The following is a 15,711-nucleotide window of genomic DNA, read 5'->3' as shown; positions in this document are numbered from 1 at the left end:
GCCCATCGCGCGAGACATATTTTCATTGGAAAACGTAGGATCGTGAGCCCTTTTACCCAACGTCGCCGCAGCTTGCCCCTTTTGCGAGTGAACCTGAGTGCCCTGACCTTCAGCTTGAGTCTGGCTTTCAGCCTGGCTCCTTCGGCTGCATTGGCCCAACAAACCACCTCTATTCAAATCCAGGCCCAGCCTTTAGGCGATGCCTTGCTGCAATTGGGCGAACAAACCTCTCTGCAGATATTTTTCTCTCAGGATGTGGTTGCTGGCCGCCAGGCTCCAGCAGTCTCAGGCCGTCTATCTCCCGAGCAGGCGCTGCGTAAACTGCTGGACGGCAGCGGCATCAACTATGCCAGGGATGGCAATACCATTACCTTGTCGGCGGGCGTCACTCAACTTACCCCCGTCACCATCCGACGCGCCCCGACAGACACCTCGGACAGCTACACCGCCCTGAACAGCCGCAGTGGCAAGCTGGACACCCCCTTGATCGAAACCCCTCGCTCAATCTCCATCGTTACGCAAAAGCAGCTCAAAGTTCTGGCTCCGCAAAGTATTGAGCGTGCCCTGGCCTATACCCCCGGTGTACAAACCGATGTTTCCGGCTCGGGCGATCTGCGCATGAGCGGTGCGGTCATCCGTGGTTTCAGTGACGGCAGCGCCTATTACAAAGACGGCTTGAAGCAGCTCTCGGCCGGAACCTACGGTTCCTGGAACGACGATATGGACAGCCTGGACAGCATCGAAGTACTGAAAGGCCCCGCCTCGGTCCTCTATGGCCAGGGCCGCCCCGGCGGAGTGGTCAATGTAGTGTCAAAACGCCCCACCGCCGACCACGTCAATAGTCTGGGCCTGGGCTATGGCAGCTACCAGCGCCGTCAATTAACGGCTGATATCGGCGGCGCTTTGAACGACGATCAATCCTTGCTGTATCGCCTGAATTTTTCTGGCCGTAAAAGCCATGGACGCACCATAGACTCGCGCGACGATCGCGTCTCTGTTTCCCCTTCCCTGCTTTGGAAGCTGTCTGATCGCACTAGCCTGACGCTGTTGGGCTCTTACTCGCGCGAACGCGGCACCCCAAAATCCTGGTGGCCCAATCTGTTTTATTACCCCGAAGTCACCGACTTGCCGCTCAAGCGCACAGCCGGGGACCCCGCCTTTGACTACTTCAATCGCGATACCAAAGCCATCGGCTACGCCTTGGAACATGACACTGAAAACGGCTGGCGTTTGCGTCAAAACCTGCGCTATTCAGAAATAGAAATTGATTACCGGCACATCTACGCCATGGCAGTTCTGGCCGACCAGCGCAGCGTCTCGCGGGCCAGTCTGGCTCAAGAAACCAAAGGCCGAACCTTCACGGTCGATAGCCGTGCTGGCAAAGATTTCAACTGGGGCCCCGTCGAACACACTCTGGAATTCGGAGTGGATTATCTGCGCTACAAAGAAAATGACGGTTTGGGCTTTGGTTGGAACGTACCCGATCTGGATATGCTGGACCCGGTTTACGGGCTTTCCATTGCCCCTCCCGAACTGGACTACTCCGAGCGCGATCTGAAGCAGACAGGTATCTATATGCTGAACCAGCTCAAATGGGATAAGTGGGTTGCTAATGTCAACTTGCGTCACGATACCGCTCGAACCGTACAAAGCAGTGCGACCCAACCCCGCATGACTGATCGTGCCACCACTGGTAGTGCCGGTTTACTGTATCTGTTTGACAATGGCGTGGCCCCTTACATCAGCTACTCCACGGCCTTTGATCCGACGACAGGCCGAGCCGCCGATGGCACGGCGTTCAAACCACGCGAAGGCAAGCAATACGAAGCCGGGGTGAAGTATCAGCCACCAGGCACCGACGCCCTGATTACGGCCGCCGTGTTTGATTTGCGCCAGACCAATGTCACAACGCCCGACCCCAACTTTCCCCGTTTCAGCGTGCAGACAGGCGAAGTGCGCTCTACCGGGATTGAGCTGGAAGCCAAGCTGCCCATTACCTCCCAATTGAATGTGATGGCAGGCTATACCTATCTGGACCCACGGACCACACAAAGCGAACGTCCGGCGGAGATTGATCGGCAAACACTACAAACAGCCCGTCAGACGGCCAGTCTGTGGCTGGACTATCGTCCACAACAGATTCAGGGCTTGATGTTGGGGGCGGGTGTTCGTTACCGGGGCAAATCGCCTAATGATGTAAGACCTGATGGCAGCCTGAACTACAACCCGTCATTCACACTGGCAGACATGGCAATTGCCTATGAGACCTCCCGCTACCGGGTGGCCTTGAACGTCAACAATGTATTCAACAAGAAGTATTACACCGGTCAGTTCCGTGGCATGGAGCGAGAAGTGATGCTGAACATGAATTTGTATTGGTAATCATGTTGCTGGACATGAGGCTGTCTTGCCGGGCAAGTACGGCTTTCTCTGACTGAGTGCAGCGGCAGGCCGCGTCTTTCTTGACTCGACCTGCTGCTCTGAGTACCGTGATGGGCACGTTTCACCTCGTCTGGGTTTCATCATCATGCAGGTAGCACACTTCAGCCAGAACACCTTGGGGCGCGATATTGCCGTGGGCGATATTCACGGTTGCTTCACCAAATTGAACGCGGCTTTGAAGCGGATTCGCTTTGATCCGTCCAGGGACAGGCTTTTTTCAGTGGGTGATCTGGTGGATCGTGGGCCGGAATCGCACCATGTGTTGCAGTGGTTGGATCTGCCCTGGTTTCATGCGATTTGTGGCAATCACGAGCAGCTAACCTGGCGGCGGGCGATTGGGCAGCCGATTCAAGAGGTAGACCATCGTGTTCACGGTGGGCTGTGGCTGGATGACTGCACGCAGGACGAACAAGCTCTTATCGCCCGACGTTTGCAGGCCCTGCCTTTGGCGATGGAAATTGAAACGCCTTTAGGGATGGTTGGTGTGGTGCATGCCGACTTTCCTTACGACGATTGGCAGCACATCCATACCGAGAGTTTTGATGCGAATGACCGCTATGTCTGTATGTGGTCCAGAGATCGATATGTCACTGGCTACGATGGCATGGTGGGTGGGGTTCGGGCCTTGGTGCATGGGCATCAGACGACTCATCAAATGCGGCAACTGGGGAATGTGTTTTTCATTGATACCGGCGGGTGGCTGGATCATGGGCATTTCACCTTGCTGGATTTGAAGCGATTGGTGGCTTTGTAGGTGTGCTTTGTTTTCGATTACGGGTTGTGATTGCAGGATTAGTCTCTGGGAAGACGCTGTTTCGGTCCTGCTGGGGTGTCGGGGCTGAGCACTGGCCGGCGCTACGCACCGGTCCCCTTGTCGAAGGCTCAATCGGGGCGCATCCTGAACTCGCACGATGGTTTGTCCCCCGGACAAACCATAAGCGTCGTGCTCAAACAGCAGGATGCTTGCACCCCCGATCGAGCCCTCGCCTGCGGCCAGTACTCTGAATCGCCCCGACACCCCAGCAGGACCGAAACAGCTCTCAGCGATTATTTACAAAAACAATCCTTCTGCCGCAGCTAATTGTTGATTACTGAGTGCTGATGGCTGAAGGCTAATGGCAAATGGCTGATATTCAACTTGCCCTGAACACGGAATTAATGACACCCCCTCTGATCACGTACAAGCCTATCTTCATCAATCCCGGCACAGATCTCTCGCGCTATCTATGGCTACCTGAACAACAATTATCATGACAAGCGCTTTGACTTTGGCTTCAAAGACAAACGACAAGCTCAAAATTACACGCGACTGCTTGTTAAGTCTGGGTATCCTCAGCAAGCTTCATGCTCCCATAAAGCACCTGGCACCCGACAGTTAATAATTGGCACCGATTTTTCTATCCGCCACTCCCCCACCGCCAACTATTGAAAGTGAGGATCAACAAGCAACCCTCGCCCCCTCAATCGCCCCTAAGCAACTACAGCAAATAAGAGAACCACACACAGCCAGTCCACAAAAGGAAGAAGGCCGCATATTTATAGTCATTGTGAGCCGGTCTGGGCCGGGGGGCCGTCCTCTGGGCGATTCAGGCTTCTTGCCGCAGGCGGGCTTGCTATTCGGGGTGCAAGCGCCCTGCTGTTTGAGCACGACGCTTATAGTTTGTCCGGGGGACAAACTATCGTGCGAGTTCAGGGCGCGCCCGAATAGCAAGCCTGACCAGGGCACCGGTGCGCAGCACCGGCAAGGAGCCAAGCCCAGAGGACGGCCCCCCGGCCCAGACCGGCGTTTTCACGAGGCACTATCTAAACATGCAGCCTCTCCGCTCCTTGTCCCCATACTCAGCAAACCTTCTGCTCCGTACACAGCAACGGCGCAAAACGAAGAAGAAGAGAACCAAAACAAAACCGCCCCAGTTCCCAAAAGAAACTGAGGCGATTTCATCTTCAAACAAACAGCGGATAGGCCAAAGGCTTACTTCTCCACGCCCCCACCCACAATCACACCGTTCACATCTTTACCGTAATAGCTTTCCTCACCATCGTGGAACTCGACACGAGCCTCCTCAACAGTGCCTTTCTGACGCGCATCCTTGGGACGCTCATGGCTATTGATATACGCCGCTACGTCCCACGCATCCTGATCAGACAAAGAGAACGGCTTACCCAAAGGCATATTGGCCTTGATAAAACCGGCCGCCGTATCAATACGCGCCATGCCCGCACCCCAGTTATAGGAGTTAGCCCCCCACAAAGGCGGGAACACGACTCCACTTTCAGCATCCTTCTGCCCCTGACCATCCACCGCATGACAGAGCACACAGTTATTAGTGTAGACCTCTTTCCCACGGGCTACGTCATAACCCAGCTCGGTCTTTTTGACCTTGGGGAAACCGGCACCGGGTAACTTCTGCCCCGTCGGCGCACCATCAGACATCCAGTACATATACGTCATCAAATCGCGATACACATCGCTGCCAGCCGGAGGCGCAATGCCCGAGGGCGACGCCTGCGCATTCATGGAAAACGTAAAACAGCCAATAATGCGATCTTCCAGCGTGCTGATGGCCTTGGTCTTGGCGCGATAAGCCGGGTAGCTGACATACGCCCCCCACATCGGGGCGGAGTGCTCACGACGACCACCGTCCAAGTGACAGTTCACACACGCCAACGTATTGCCCACGTGATCGGACACCGTGGTCGACGTTTCCATAAAAATCTTCTGACCACGACGAATCGCCTCGCCATAAGGCGTAGCGGGAATGCTGCTTTCTGGTGGCGGCACATAGTAGCCATCCGCCCCCACTGGCATACCCGCCGTCACCGCATGCTTATCCTTGCTCTGAACTTTGCGGTCCGCTTCCATCGCCTCGCGGCTATAGCCTGCATTACCAATCTGAGTCGTCGCCTGATCGGGCGACCCAAACGAAAACGACAACCAGCCCTTGGCATTCAGGCCATAGCCAATTGCAAAAAGCAGCACACCAATACCGGCCCCCCAGGCCAGTCTGCGTCCGCCCGACATGGCGGGCTTGCTGCGACCATTGTTTTGAGTGTCTTTCATAAGAAGCTCTCTGTTTTGATCTTATTTCGCCTGCTTGCCATTAGCAGGCAGCGAGGCGGCGTAGTAGGAAACCGCATACAGGTCCTCGTAGGACAAGCGCGAGGCGATGTCATCCATCAGGCTTTGCGGCGAGTTATGACGATGCCCACCTTTCCAGGCCGACAACTGACTGAACAGGTAGTCCGCCTGTTGCGCGGCCAAGGGTGGGAAAGAGGTGCCAACGCCCTCACCCTGACTGCCGTGGCAACTGATACATGCAGGCACGTTCTGCTTCCAATCGCCTTTGTGAAACAGGGCCTCGCCACGCGCCAGATTCGCTTCCGAACTGGGCACATTGATGGCAGGGGCAGGCAGCTTGGCGTAGTAGGTAGCCAGCTCTTTCATATCGTCCGGCTTCAGGCCTCGAGCCACGTACTGCATGGACTCGTTCAAACGCGTACCTTGAGCAAAATCCTCCAACTGCTTGAGCAGATACGCCTCGGGCATACCGGCCAGACGTGGCGTGATGCCCGCACCTTCACCGGCCTCGCCGTGGCAGGACGCACAGCTCCAGACACTGCCCTGCCCGGAATGCACCAGCACCGGTGCATCTTTCAGGGCAGGAATGGCAGGCACCACAGGCGTGCCACCCGCATTGGAATGGATGATGGGAGCCGTAGGCTCATCCGGTGCCGCATGCGGTGCCAGATCGTGCAGGTACAGGCCCACACCAGCCAGGGCCAAGGCCACCAGAACGGCGAGCAGGAAAATCGGAATGGGACGCGGGGGTTCCCACGGCTCAAAGGTGGGGTCGATATTCTCGACCTGGGGCGAACTAGAAACTTTTTCCATTGTCATGACTTGTCCTATTTAGCGCCCGACTCGGTCGAGGCCTCTGCGGCGCGACGGTCGTAACCACGGTCACGTTTATCAAGCTCCTGGGCGCTGGTCGCATAAGTGCGGTCCAAAGCCAGCAGGTACTCCACCAAATCCAGGGCCTCCTTGCGGGCGACCACATGCTTGCCCGCAGGCTGCAAGGATTCCGGCAAACGCACCACCACATCGCCTTCGGCAACTTGGTCTTTCAGCTCGAACATATAGGGGTAGGACGGCATCAGGCTCCAGTCAAAAATCGCACGAGGCTGATACAGATGGGTCAAATGCCAGTCACGGCTTTTCATGCGCGCACCGACGTTGAACAGGTCGGGACCGGTACGCATGGTGCCCAGCAGGTGGGGCGAGTCGTAAAAGTAATCGCCCGGTGTGGACGCACGGCCCCAGCCACGTGCCGTATCAAACAGGGTTTGACCGGTGGAACGCGGCTGCTGGCTGTGACAGTACAAACAGCCATTGGCCACGTACTCGTCACGCCCCAGCAATTGCTGGGCGGTATAGGGCTTCAATTGCTCCGGTGGCTCGGACGTGCGCAATTGCCAGGCTGGCAGAATCACCAGCATCAAGGTCGCCAGCAGCAGTACGCCGATAGCCCCGATTAGTAATGGTAAGAGTCGATTCATGACGCATCTGCCTGAGCAAGTGTTGGAGTCGCTGTTGTTGCGGGATTTTTGCGCAGCAAGAGCAAGGCAAAGTGAGCGGCAAAGATGAAATGGCCCAAGGTCATCATGGTGCCGCCAATGGAGCGGGCTTCCAGATAGGGAACCATCTTGTGAGTGATCTCACCAAAACTTGAACCAGGGTCCATCAAGCCCATGCCCTGCACCACACCGGCAATGCTCAGGGCCAGCACGTAAATCGTGAAGCCTGCAGTCACCAGCCAGAAGTGGGTCTTGATCAAAGCCGGGAAGGGCCAGCGGCGTCCCAGAATGTGCGGCATCATGTAATACAACGTGCCGAACATCACCATGGATACAAAGCCATACGCACCCAGGTGAGCGTGACCCACGGTGTAATGCGTAAAGTGCGTGACCGAGTTCACCGAACGGATCGCTTCCAGCGAACCCTGGAAAGACGACAAGGTGTACATTAGCGCGCCAATCCAGACGAAACGCAGGGCCATGGATTGCTTGAAGGCCCACAAGTTCTGCGCAACCGTCACGTGCTGGTTAATCGCCACGGCAATCACCGGTACAAACATCATGATGCTGTGCACCACAGACAAGGTGACGGCCCAGGTTGGCACCGGACCACCCATCAAGTGGTGAATACCGACCTGGCTGTAGAACAGCGCCAGACTCCAGAAACCCAGCAAGGACACGTTGTAGGAATACACGGGTTTGCCGATGATTTTGGGGATGATGTAGTAGGCAGCGCCCACACCCATCGGTGTCAGCCACAGACCCAGCACGTTGTGGGCAAACCACCAGTTCACCGTCGCTTGTTGAGCACCGATATGCAGGCCAGGGATGTTGGAGACCAGGAACAGAAAGGGAAACCAGACCATCCCGGCCAGGAAGTACCAGCCCGACACATAGATATGGCGCGACTTGCGGTTGGCTGCGGTTTCAATCGCAGGCCAGGCCAGGAAAAAGCCCCCTACCGCCAGCAGAATATCGATCTGCCAGGGGAATTCCAGCCACTCGATACCATCGGACCAGCCATTAGCCACGGCAATCGTGCCGCCCAATACGCCCAGAGTCCACAGCGCCGCACCCACATAAACCATATTCGGGCGTCGCAGCGGGGTATGAAAAATACGGGGCAATAGCCATAAAGCCACACCAATCCCGGTTACCGACAGCCAGCCATAGGCCACGATGTTCAGGTGCAAGGTACGTGCGCGACCAAAGGTCACTTGTGCCACATCGGCCAGCCAATCCGGCCAGTGCAGCTTCAGCGAGGCCATCACGCCAAATACCGAACCAATCAGCAGCCAGGTAATTCCGACCGTGACCAGAAGCAGAACCGGCCCCCGACCACTGCGGTCAATGCCCGCACGCAAAACGTCAAAACGATGAGTATGTGCTTCGTTCTCCCCCCCAAAGGAAGCACTATCATCAGGCTGCCCAAGCTCACCTTTCATGAAGATGGTCTCAGCTTCGTTCTTCCCAACGAAGATCAGCTTGTTTGCCACGGCCCAGACAAGAATGCCCAGTGCCACCAAAGAGGCGACAAAACTGGTCGCCAGTAATATTCCTAATATAGGAGTCATGTGAGTAAATGCCCGATATCTGTCATGCGGCTAAGCCTAGAGAAACGTCATTGCCCAAGCCGGTTTTATTAAAAAAGTAAGTACCGAGATACAAATGCAATGCAATCTACATCACAGTAGAGGATCAGGATTAAGGCCAAATTAAGAGAATTTTCCCTCTCGCCCCTGCCCTCAAGGCTGCTAACATGAACGCCGAAACGTAATAAACATCAGGCTTTGCCTGCACAAGCCGCATTCGCTACAGGGGGGAGAATGCACGTTTTACTTGTTGAAGATGATGCGCTTGTCGCCAGCGGAATTGTGGCGGGCTTGCGACTGCATGGGCTGACGGTGGACCATGTCGGCACGGCCAGCCTGGCTGATACCGCCCTGCTGTCTTCCCACTTTGATGTCTGTATTCTGGATCTGGGCTTGCCCGATCAGGACGGCCTGACACTGCTGCGCCGCTGGCGCGAACAAGGCCGCAAACTGCCTATTCTGATTTTGACGGCCCGCGATGCCCTGCATCACCGGGTCGAGGGGCTATTGGGCGGGGGCGATGATTACGTCATCAAGCCCTTTGACCTGGACGAGCTGCTGGCGCGCCTGCATGTGCTGACCCGGCGTCTAGCCGGGCATGACACGGACTGCATTGAATATGGGCGGCTGAGTTTCTGTGCGTCCACCGGCCAGGTCACTTTGGATGGCAAGCCGGTCAATCTGGCGCGCCGCGAGCTGTCCTTGCTGCGCGCCCTGCTTAATAAACCCAATTCGATTTTGAGTGCAGAACAACTTTGTGACAGCGTCTACGGTTACGACCAGGACCTGGAAAGTAACGCCATCAATGTTCATATCTACCATTTGCGCCGCAAGCTGGGCAGCCATATTGTCGAGACCGTACGCGGCCTGGGTTACAAGCTGGGGCCTGCCGGTTAGGTCCGCCACACCATGAGCTTACGCCTTAGACTGCTGCTGATTATCGGCATCTCCCTGACAGTCCTGTGGAGCGCTGTAGCCACCTGGATGCTGATGGATGCACGCCAGTCCTTACGTGAAGCGCTGGACAGCCGCTTGGCGGCGTCGGCCCGTATGGTGGCCGGGCTGGTCGCCCAATTTCCGAATTTGCAGGAACTGGCCCAATCAGCCGAGCGGCCTTTGGACATCATTGCCCGTGATGGTGTGGCCTGCGAAATCAGCGTGGTACGCAGTGAAGTGGAAATTCAAGCCGTCAGCCGGACGGCCGGCAGCCCGGATATGTCACAAGTGGCGCTGGGTTTTGGTACCCATATGCACGGCGGCAAGCGCTGGCGTACCTTTGTCTTGCGCGAAGGTCATATTCAAATCGCTGCGGCGGACAGCATCGAAATCCGCGAATCGCTGGTGCGGGGAATCATGATCTCGGCAGGCCTGCCCTTTGTGGTGGCCCTGTTTGGCAGCTTGTTGCTGCTATGGATAGGGATTACGCACGGTCTGGCCCCACTGGAACGGATTCGGGATTTGCTGTCCCGCCGCCGCCCTGGGGACGATAGCCCCCTGCCCAAGGTCAAAGCGCCGGTTGAACTGCAACCCTTGCTGCGCACCATCGAGGAACTGCTGGAGCGCCAGCAAGCCGCCATCATGCGCGAGCGCCGCTTTACCGATAGCGCGGCCCACGAGCTACGCACCCCGCTTACGGGGATCAAAACCCATATTCAAGTCGCCCATCTGGCCGCACAGCGGCCCGGCGAGCGCAATACGCTGGATACCGCCTTGAGCCAGGCAGATCAAGGCGTGCAGCAACTGCAAAATATTCTGCAACGACTGCTGGAACTGGCCCGTCTGGACGGTCAAAGTGCCAGCATGGAAAGCAGCCAGGCCGATGAGGCCGTGTACGCCGCCCTGCATGCGCTCAAAGCCATCTACGGCGACACCATCGACCAGATCACTCTGGATATATGCAGCAAGCCCGGCCCAGTGCGGATCGAGAAATCCCTGCTGACTGTCGCCGTGCAAAACCTGATTGATAATGCCTTGCGCTACACCCAGGCCGTACAACCGATCAGCCTGCGTATTGAGGCGGATGAACCGGGCTTTTTACGTATCAGCGTGCTGGACCACGGCCCCGGCTTAAGTGAACGCGAGCGCGATCTGGCCATGAACCGCTTTTGGCGCGGCTCGCAGCAGCAGGCGGGTTATGGGCTGGGCTTGTCTATTGTGAACGCCATCGCGACCCAGCATGGCGGGACTCTGGAACTGCTCAATCGCCAAAGCGGGGGGCTGGAAGCACGGCTGACTGTGCCTATCGGTACAGCCACACCGCCGTACAACTAATTACCCCACCGTCAGCACAGTGCCTTGTACACAGTGCACTGATTGCGGATTGCGGATTGCGGATTGCGGATTGCGGATTGCGGATTGCCAATCAGTCTAAAGACGAAACACCTCAGCGCTGCGTAACCTGCCCCCTGTCAGATCTAGGCGTCTTCACGCTGAAGAAGCCATAAAAAAAGGCCAGATCCCATAAAGGGTCCGGCCTTTTCAGTTTGACGCTGCGCTTGCCTAATCAGGCAAGCCAATCATCAAAGAATTTGAATCTTGGTTGCGCATGGGCCTTTTTGACCCGCACCTTCCACGAAGGAAACGCGTTGGTTCTCTTCCAGAGTTTTGAACCCGGTTCCCTGAATTTCACTGTGGTGTGCGAAGAGATCCTTGCCGCCGTTCTCCGGCACGATGAATCCGAAGCCTTTTTCGCTGTTGAACCACTTCACAATACCAATTTCTGTCTTCAAAATAAGTCCTAAATGTAATAATAATCAGGGAAATAATTTCCCCTTTCAGCACTATCCTCTGATTAGGCCTACAAAGATAGCTTCGTTACTTTTTAATCCCGAAAATAAGGCATTTCTGTTGTTTCCTGAACCACTTCGGGGCCTTTTTCCGCTTTTCATCGCACCATCAAGACCTTTGCACCTGCATACAAGGATCTCGGTTCTGGTTCACTTCCTGGCTAGCTCACGTTCCCTTCAGCGGGCAGCCCGCACTGGCGCCCCGCGCTACTCTTGAACCCCCAGTCGAATATAAAAATCCCCACGCAGTTCAAGCACTCTTGGCTATACTGGCTCGCACTAAGCGGGCTACTAATCCTGATTGACGTGTGTCATGTCATGATCACGAGGAGCATAAAAATGAATCGTAGAAGCTTCATGCTGGCCACGCCAGCCGCCGCACTGGGAACCCTGGTTCTCCCCTCCGCCAGCCTTTCTGCCCCTGCCATCATCACCAATACCAGCCAGATCCTGCCGCCCCACACCAAGGGGCCGCGCATTGTGATTTGCGGTGGCGGCTGGGGCGGGATGACCGCTGCCAAATATCTGTCCAAGCTGGTCCCGCAAGCACAAGTGGTCCTGATTGAGCGCAATCCCACGTTCTGGTCCGGGCCCATGAGCAACAAGTGGCTGATTGATATCGTCAACACTGATTTCCTGAACCACGACATGCTGGCGCCCGCCATCAAGTATGGGTACAACCTGGTGCATGCCGAAGTCACGGCCATCGAGCGAGACAAGAAAACCGTACGCACAACCCAGGGCGCCTTGAGCTACGACTACCTGATCCTGTCAGGCGGCATACGTAACGCCTACGACGCCTGGTTCGGGAATGACACGTACGCGGCTGAATACACCCGCCAGCACTTCCCCAATGCCTACATCCCGAATGCCGAGATGTTCGCTCTGAAGAACAAGCTCAAAGCCTTCAAGGGCGGCACGATTGTCATGACACTGCCGCCACCGCCTCATCGTTGCCCGCCCTCGCCCTATGAGCGCGCCTGTCTGATGGCCTGGCATATCAAGTCCAACAAGATTCCAGGCAAGATTATTATTCTGGATCCCAAGCCCACCATCGCCCCCATTGGCGAAGGCTACCGGGCCGCCTTCCAGGAGCTGTACCCGGACATCATCACCCACGTGCCCAATGCCCGTGTACGCGAAGTTGATCCATTCAAGAAACACATCAAGACCACAGCAGGCGACTTTGATTTTGACGACGCCGTGCTGATGCCGCCCCATCAAGCAGCCGATATGGTCTGGAATGCTGGTTTGGTCGGCACCGGCCCCGACGGCAAACCGACCGGCTGGGCCAATATTGACCCGCGTCTGTTCACCGCCCGCGACGACGACAATGTCTATGTGGTGGGGGACTCCATGGGCTTTATTTCCGACCAGTTCGGCCACTACCCCAAGAGCGCCCACGTGGCGCACGCCGTTGCCAAGATTGTTTCCCAGAATCTGGCCGAACGCATCGCGGGCAAGGAAGTAGTGCCCGTGCTGCCCGACAACCTGTGCTACATGATGGTCAACGGGGATCCGCAAGAAGAAATCTCGGTCAAGTTTGAATACGAGCTGGATGCAAGCGGCAAAGTTCTGCAAACGCAGATTGATATGGATGTACGCACCCCCGACCTTGTTCAAGAAGACTTTCAGTGGATCCAGAGCCGTTTCAATGACTTCCTCTAAACTTCCCTCTCGCTTTGTCCGCCGCCGCCAGCTTTTGCTGGGCAGTGCAGCGGGACTGGGTGCCGCTTGGCTACCCATCAATCTGCATGCGCAAGTGGCCTTTGACCAGCTTCTGAAACCGGCCACCGCGGCGCAGGTGCAGGCCATTGTGGACGAGTTCCTGAAAGGAGCCACACCACAAGACAAAGGCCTGAAACTGGATATGCCCGCATTGGGCGACAACCCAGCTGCCGTGCCGGTGAAAGTAGTACTGGATACCCCGCTAAGCGACGATGTGTATTGCCAGGAGCTGATCATTCTGGCCCAGGGCAACCCGCACCCACTGGCTTGCCGCTTCAGCTTCACCGCGCTGGCAGGCACCACAGAAGTCGCCGTACGCCTGCGTCTGATCGAAACCCAAACCATCCGCGCCCTGGCTCGCTTGAGCGATGGCCGCGTCCTGAGCGCCCAGCATCACATTACCGTGACCGCTGGCGGCTGCGGCATGTAAACAAGGGGCACTCATGAGCAAACCACGTATCTGGATCAGCAATGCCAAACCCAAAGCAGGCGATATTGTGCGCGTACGCGCCCTGATCGAGCACCGCATGGAAAGCGGCCTGCGCTTGAATAAAGAAGGCCAGGCTGTACCGCGCAACATCATCAACGAATTCAAGGCGACTTTTAACGGTGAGCCCTTGTTCAACTGGCAGCCGGAAACCGCGATTTCCCAAAACCCCTACATCGAATTCACCTTTGTCGCGCGGCAATCCGGGGCTCTGGAAATGAGCTGGACAGACGATCAGGGCAGCGTCATCCAAGGCCAGACGGAGCTGACGATCAGCGGCTGATTCACGCCGCCTGCCATCATCGCCCATTCCCCCCCTCTTCAGCGCCCACCCCGGGCGCTGAGTTCATAACAGCGTTCTATATAGTCATACAGGGGGGGCTTAAGGGGAATGCTACGCTTGGCGTCCTTTCCTACAACGATGCACATTGACAAGAAGAATGCCCATGTCCCTCTCTCTGGTAGGTCGTCTCCTTATTGCCCCTGCCCTGTTGGCGGCCAGCAGTGCCGCTGCCCCGGTCTGGGCCAGTTCCAGCACACTGGATATCAAAACGGTGGCCAGCTCCTGTGCGAACTGTCACGGCCCCGATGGGCGTTCCACGACCCTGATCCCCTCCCTGGCTGGCCGCCCTGAAGCCACCTTGCTGGAACAACTGCGTGCTTTTGCCTCCGACAAGCCACCGGCTGGCACCACCATCATGAATCGCCTGGTCAAAGGCTACCAGGACGCGGATCTGGAAGCCCTGGCCCGTTATTTCTCTGAAGTTTCCTCCACCCCTCGCAGCGCTGCGGAAGGACGTTAAGAATGAGCACACCCTTAAACTCCTCCCGTCGCCAATGGCTGAGCCGTGTCGGTAAAACCGGTGTCGCCGGTTTGGCCTTGAGCACCCTGCCCGTCTATGCACGCAGCAGTTCTGCCCATGTGATTGTGGTCGGTGGCGGCTTTGGTGGCGCCACCGCCGCTCGCTATCTGAAGCGTGGCGATCCGTCCCTGAAAGTGACTTTGATCGAACCGGCCACCACTTTCTACACCTGCCCCTTCACCAATTTGTATCTGGCTGGTTTGCGCCGCTTTGAGCAGCAAGGCCACGGTTTTGATGATTTGCGCGCAGCCGGTATTGATGTGATTCACGATCTGGCCACCGCTGTTGATTCCCAGGCCAAAACCCTGACTTTGGCCAAGGGCCAGAAACTGTCTTACGACAAGCTGCTGCTCTCGCCCGGTATTGATTTTCGTTGGAACACACTGGAAGGCTACGACGAAGCGGCTTCCTTTCTGGCTCCGCATGCCTGGAAAGCGGGCGACCAAACCCGCTTGTTGAAAAGCCAGTTGGACGCCATGCCCAATGGCGGCACCTTCATTATGGTGGCTCCTGAAAACCCCTTCCGCTGCCCGCCCGGCCCCTACGAGCGCGCCAGCATGGTGGCCCACTACTTCAAGCAAAACAAACCCAAATCCAAGATTCTGATTCTGGATGCCAAGGACAACTTCTCCAAACAAGGCCTGTTCCAGGACGGCTGGAAGCAAGTCTATGGCGACATGATCGAATGGGTGCCCTTCTCCAAAGACGGCAAAGTCACCCGCGTGGATGCGGCCAAACTGAGCGTGGAAACCGAGTTTGGCGAAATCCACAAGGCCGATGTACTGAACGTGATCCCGCCACAAAAAGCCGGGGCGATTGCCGAACAGGCAGGTGTCACCAACGCCAGCGGCTGGGTGCCTATTGACCCGCACACCTTCGAGTCCGAGCAGGTCAAGGACATCTACGTGGTGGGCGATGCCACGATTGCCTCGCCCATGCCCAAGTCGGGTTTCTCGGCCAACACGCAGGCCAAGCTGGCCGCAGCGTCCATTATCAATGCGCTCAGCGGCAAGCCCTCGCCACAAGCCACCTTGAGCAATACCTGCTACAGTCTGATCGCCCCCGACTACGGGATTTCTGTTGGGCATTTGTATGCCTTTGCAGACGACAAGCTGGCAGAAGCATCCGGCGGGGTCAGCCCCAAAGAAGCCAGCCCGGCCTTCCGCAAGCAGGAAGCCCAGTACGGCGAAGCCTGGTATGCCGCGATCAGCCGCGACATCTGGGGCACCAAAGGCTAA

14 protein-coding genes are annotated in these 15,711 nt (G+C 56.8%); 9 read left to right on the top strand and 5 right to left on the bottom strand.

Annotated features, from left to right (window positions below):
- The first annotated feature begins 42 nt into the window (after window positions 1–42).
- Window positions 43–2,382 carry a TonB-dependent siderophore receptor gene (locus tag JYG33_RS01520; RefSeq protein WP_243430243.1) on the top strand — a complete coding sequence of 780 codons (2,340 nt, stop codon included), beginning with the start codon at window positions 43–45 and terminating at the stop codon, window positions 2,380–2,382.
- A gap of 145 nt (window positions 2,383–2,527) precedes the next feature.
- On the top strand, window positions 2,528–3,196 hold the full coding sequence (locus JYG33_RS01515) for a metallophosphoesterase (protein ID WP_207873864.1): 669 nt from the start codon (window positions 2,528–2,530) through the stop codon (window positions 3,194–3,196).
- Between the two features lie 1,218 nt (window positions 3,197–4,414).
- Here the strand turns inward: JYG33_RS01515 and JYG33_RS01510 are convergent.
- The 4 genes from JYG33_RS01510 to JYG33_RS01495 are packed head-to-tail and all read right to left on the bottom strand — an operon-like array spanning window position 4,415 to window position 8,591.
- A complete protein-coding gene (locus JYG33_RS01510) occupies window positions 4,415–5,503 on the bottom strand; it encodes a c-type cytochrome (RefSeq protein ID WP_207873863.1) in 1,089 nt (362 codons plus the stop codon).
- 21 nt (window positions 5,504–5,524) lie between these two features.
- Complete coding sequence (locus JYG33_RS01505) at window positions 5,525–6,334, bottom strand: c-type cytochrome (protein ID WP_243430242.1); 810 nt, start codon at window positions 6,332–6,334, stop codon at window positions 5,525–5,527.
- Between the two features lie 14 nt (window positions 6,335–6,348).
- Entirely contained in the window at window positions 6,349–6,999 is a 651-nt protein-coding gene (locus tag JYG33_RS01500) for a cbb3-type cytochrome c oxidase subunit II (RefSeq protein ID WP_207873861.1), read from the bottom strand.
- A complete protein-coding gene (locus tag JYG33_RS01495; protein WP_207873859.1) occupies window positions 6,996–8,591 on the bottom strand; it encodes a cbb3-type cytochrome c oxidase subunit I in 1,596 nt (531 codons plus the stop codon). Before JYG33_RS01495 ends, JYG33_RS01500 begins: the two co-directional genes overlap by 4 nt.
- A gap of 252 nt (window positions 8,592–8,843) precedes the next feature.
- Here JYG33_RS01495 and JYG33_RS01490 point away from each other — a divergent pair, with 252 nt between their 5' ends.
- Window positions 8,844–9,506: a response regulator gene (locus JYG33_RS01490; protein ID WP_207873858.1), complete on the top strand. Its 663-nt coding sequence runs from the start codon at window positions 8,844–8,846 to the stop codon at window positions 9,504–9,506.
- 12 nt (window positions 9,507–9,518) lie between these two features.
- Complete coding sequence (locus tag JYG33_RS01485) at window positions 9,519–10,880, top strand: ATP-binding protein (protein ID WP_207873857.1); 1,362 nt, start codon at window positions 9,519–9,521, stop codon at window positions 10,878–10,880.
- 248 nt (window positions 10,881–11,128) lie between these two features.
- Here JYG33_RS01485 and JYG33_RS01480 read toward each other — a convergent pair whose 3' ends face one another.
- The gene (locus JYG33_RS01480) at window positions 11,129–11,338 is read right to left on the bottom strand and encodes a cold-shock protein (protein ID WP_109089477.1); all 210 of its coding nucleotides are present in this window, start codon (window positions 11,336–11,338) and stop codon (window positions 11,129–11,131) included.
- A 396-nt stretch (window positions 11,339–11,734) separates the two neighbouring features.
- Between JYG33_RS01480 and JYG33_RS01475 the strand changes: the two genes are divergently transcribed.
- From JYG33_RS01475 to JYG33_RS01455, 5 genes are all read left to right on the top strand, one after another.
- Entirely contained in the window at window positions 11,735–13,063 is a 1,329-nt protein-coding gene (locus JYG33_RS01475) for an FAD-dependent oxidoreductase (RefSeq protein WP_207873856.1), read from the top strand.
- On the top strand, window positions 13,050–13,553 hold the full coding sequence (locus tag JYG33_RS01470; RefSeq protein WP_207873855.1) for a thiosulfate oxidation carrier protein SoxY: 504 nt from the start codon (window positions 13,050–13,052) through the stop codon (window positions 13,551–13,553). The genes JYG33_RS01475 and JYG33_RS01470 overlap by 14 nt, the downstream gene beginning before the upstream one ends.
- A 13-nt stretch (window positions 13,554–13,566) precedes the next feature.
- Window positions 13,567–13,893 (top strand): thiosulfate oxidation carrier complex protein SoxZ, encoded by a 327-nt coding sequence (gene soxZ, locus JYG33_RS01465; protein WP_207873854.1) that lies wholly within the window; start codon window positions 13,567–13,569, stop codon window positions 13,891–13,893.
- A 163-nt stretch (window positions 13,894–14,056) separates the two neighbouring features.
- Complete coding sequence (locus JYG33_RS01460; protein WP_207873853.1) at window positions 14,057–14,413, top strand: c-type cytochrome; 357 nt, start codon at window positions 14,057–14,059, stop codon at window positions 14,411–14,413.
- Between the two features lie 2 nt (window positions 14,414–14,415).
- Window positions 14,416–15,711 (top strand): NAD(P)/FAD-dependent oxidoreductase, encoded by a 1,296-nt coding sequence (locus JYG33_RS01455; protein ID WP_207873852.1) that lies wholly within the window; start codon window positions 14,416–14,418, stop codon window positions 15,709–15,711.

This window comes from Alcaligenes sp. SORT26 (assembly GCF_017377875.1).
GTDB classification, from domain to species: Bacteria; Pseudomonadota; Gammaproteobacteria; order Burkholderiales; family Burkholderiaceae_B; genus Alcaligenes; species Alcaligenes parafaecalis.
The sequence above is the reverse complement of the archived record's forward strand: the minus strand, read 5'-3'. Positions and strand labels throughout refer to the sequence as shown.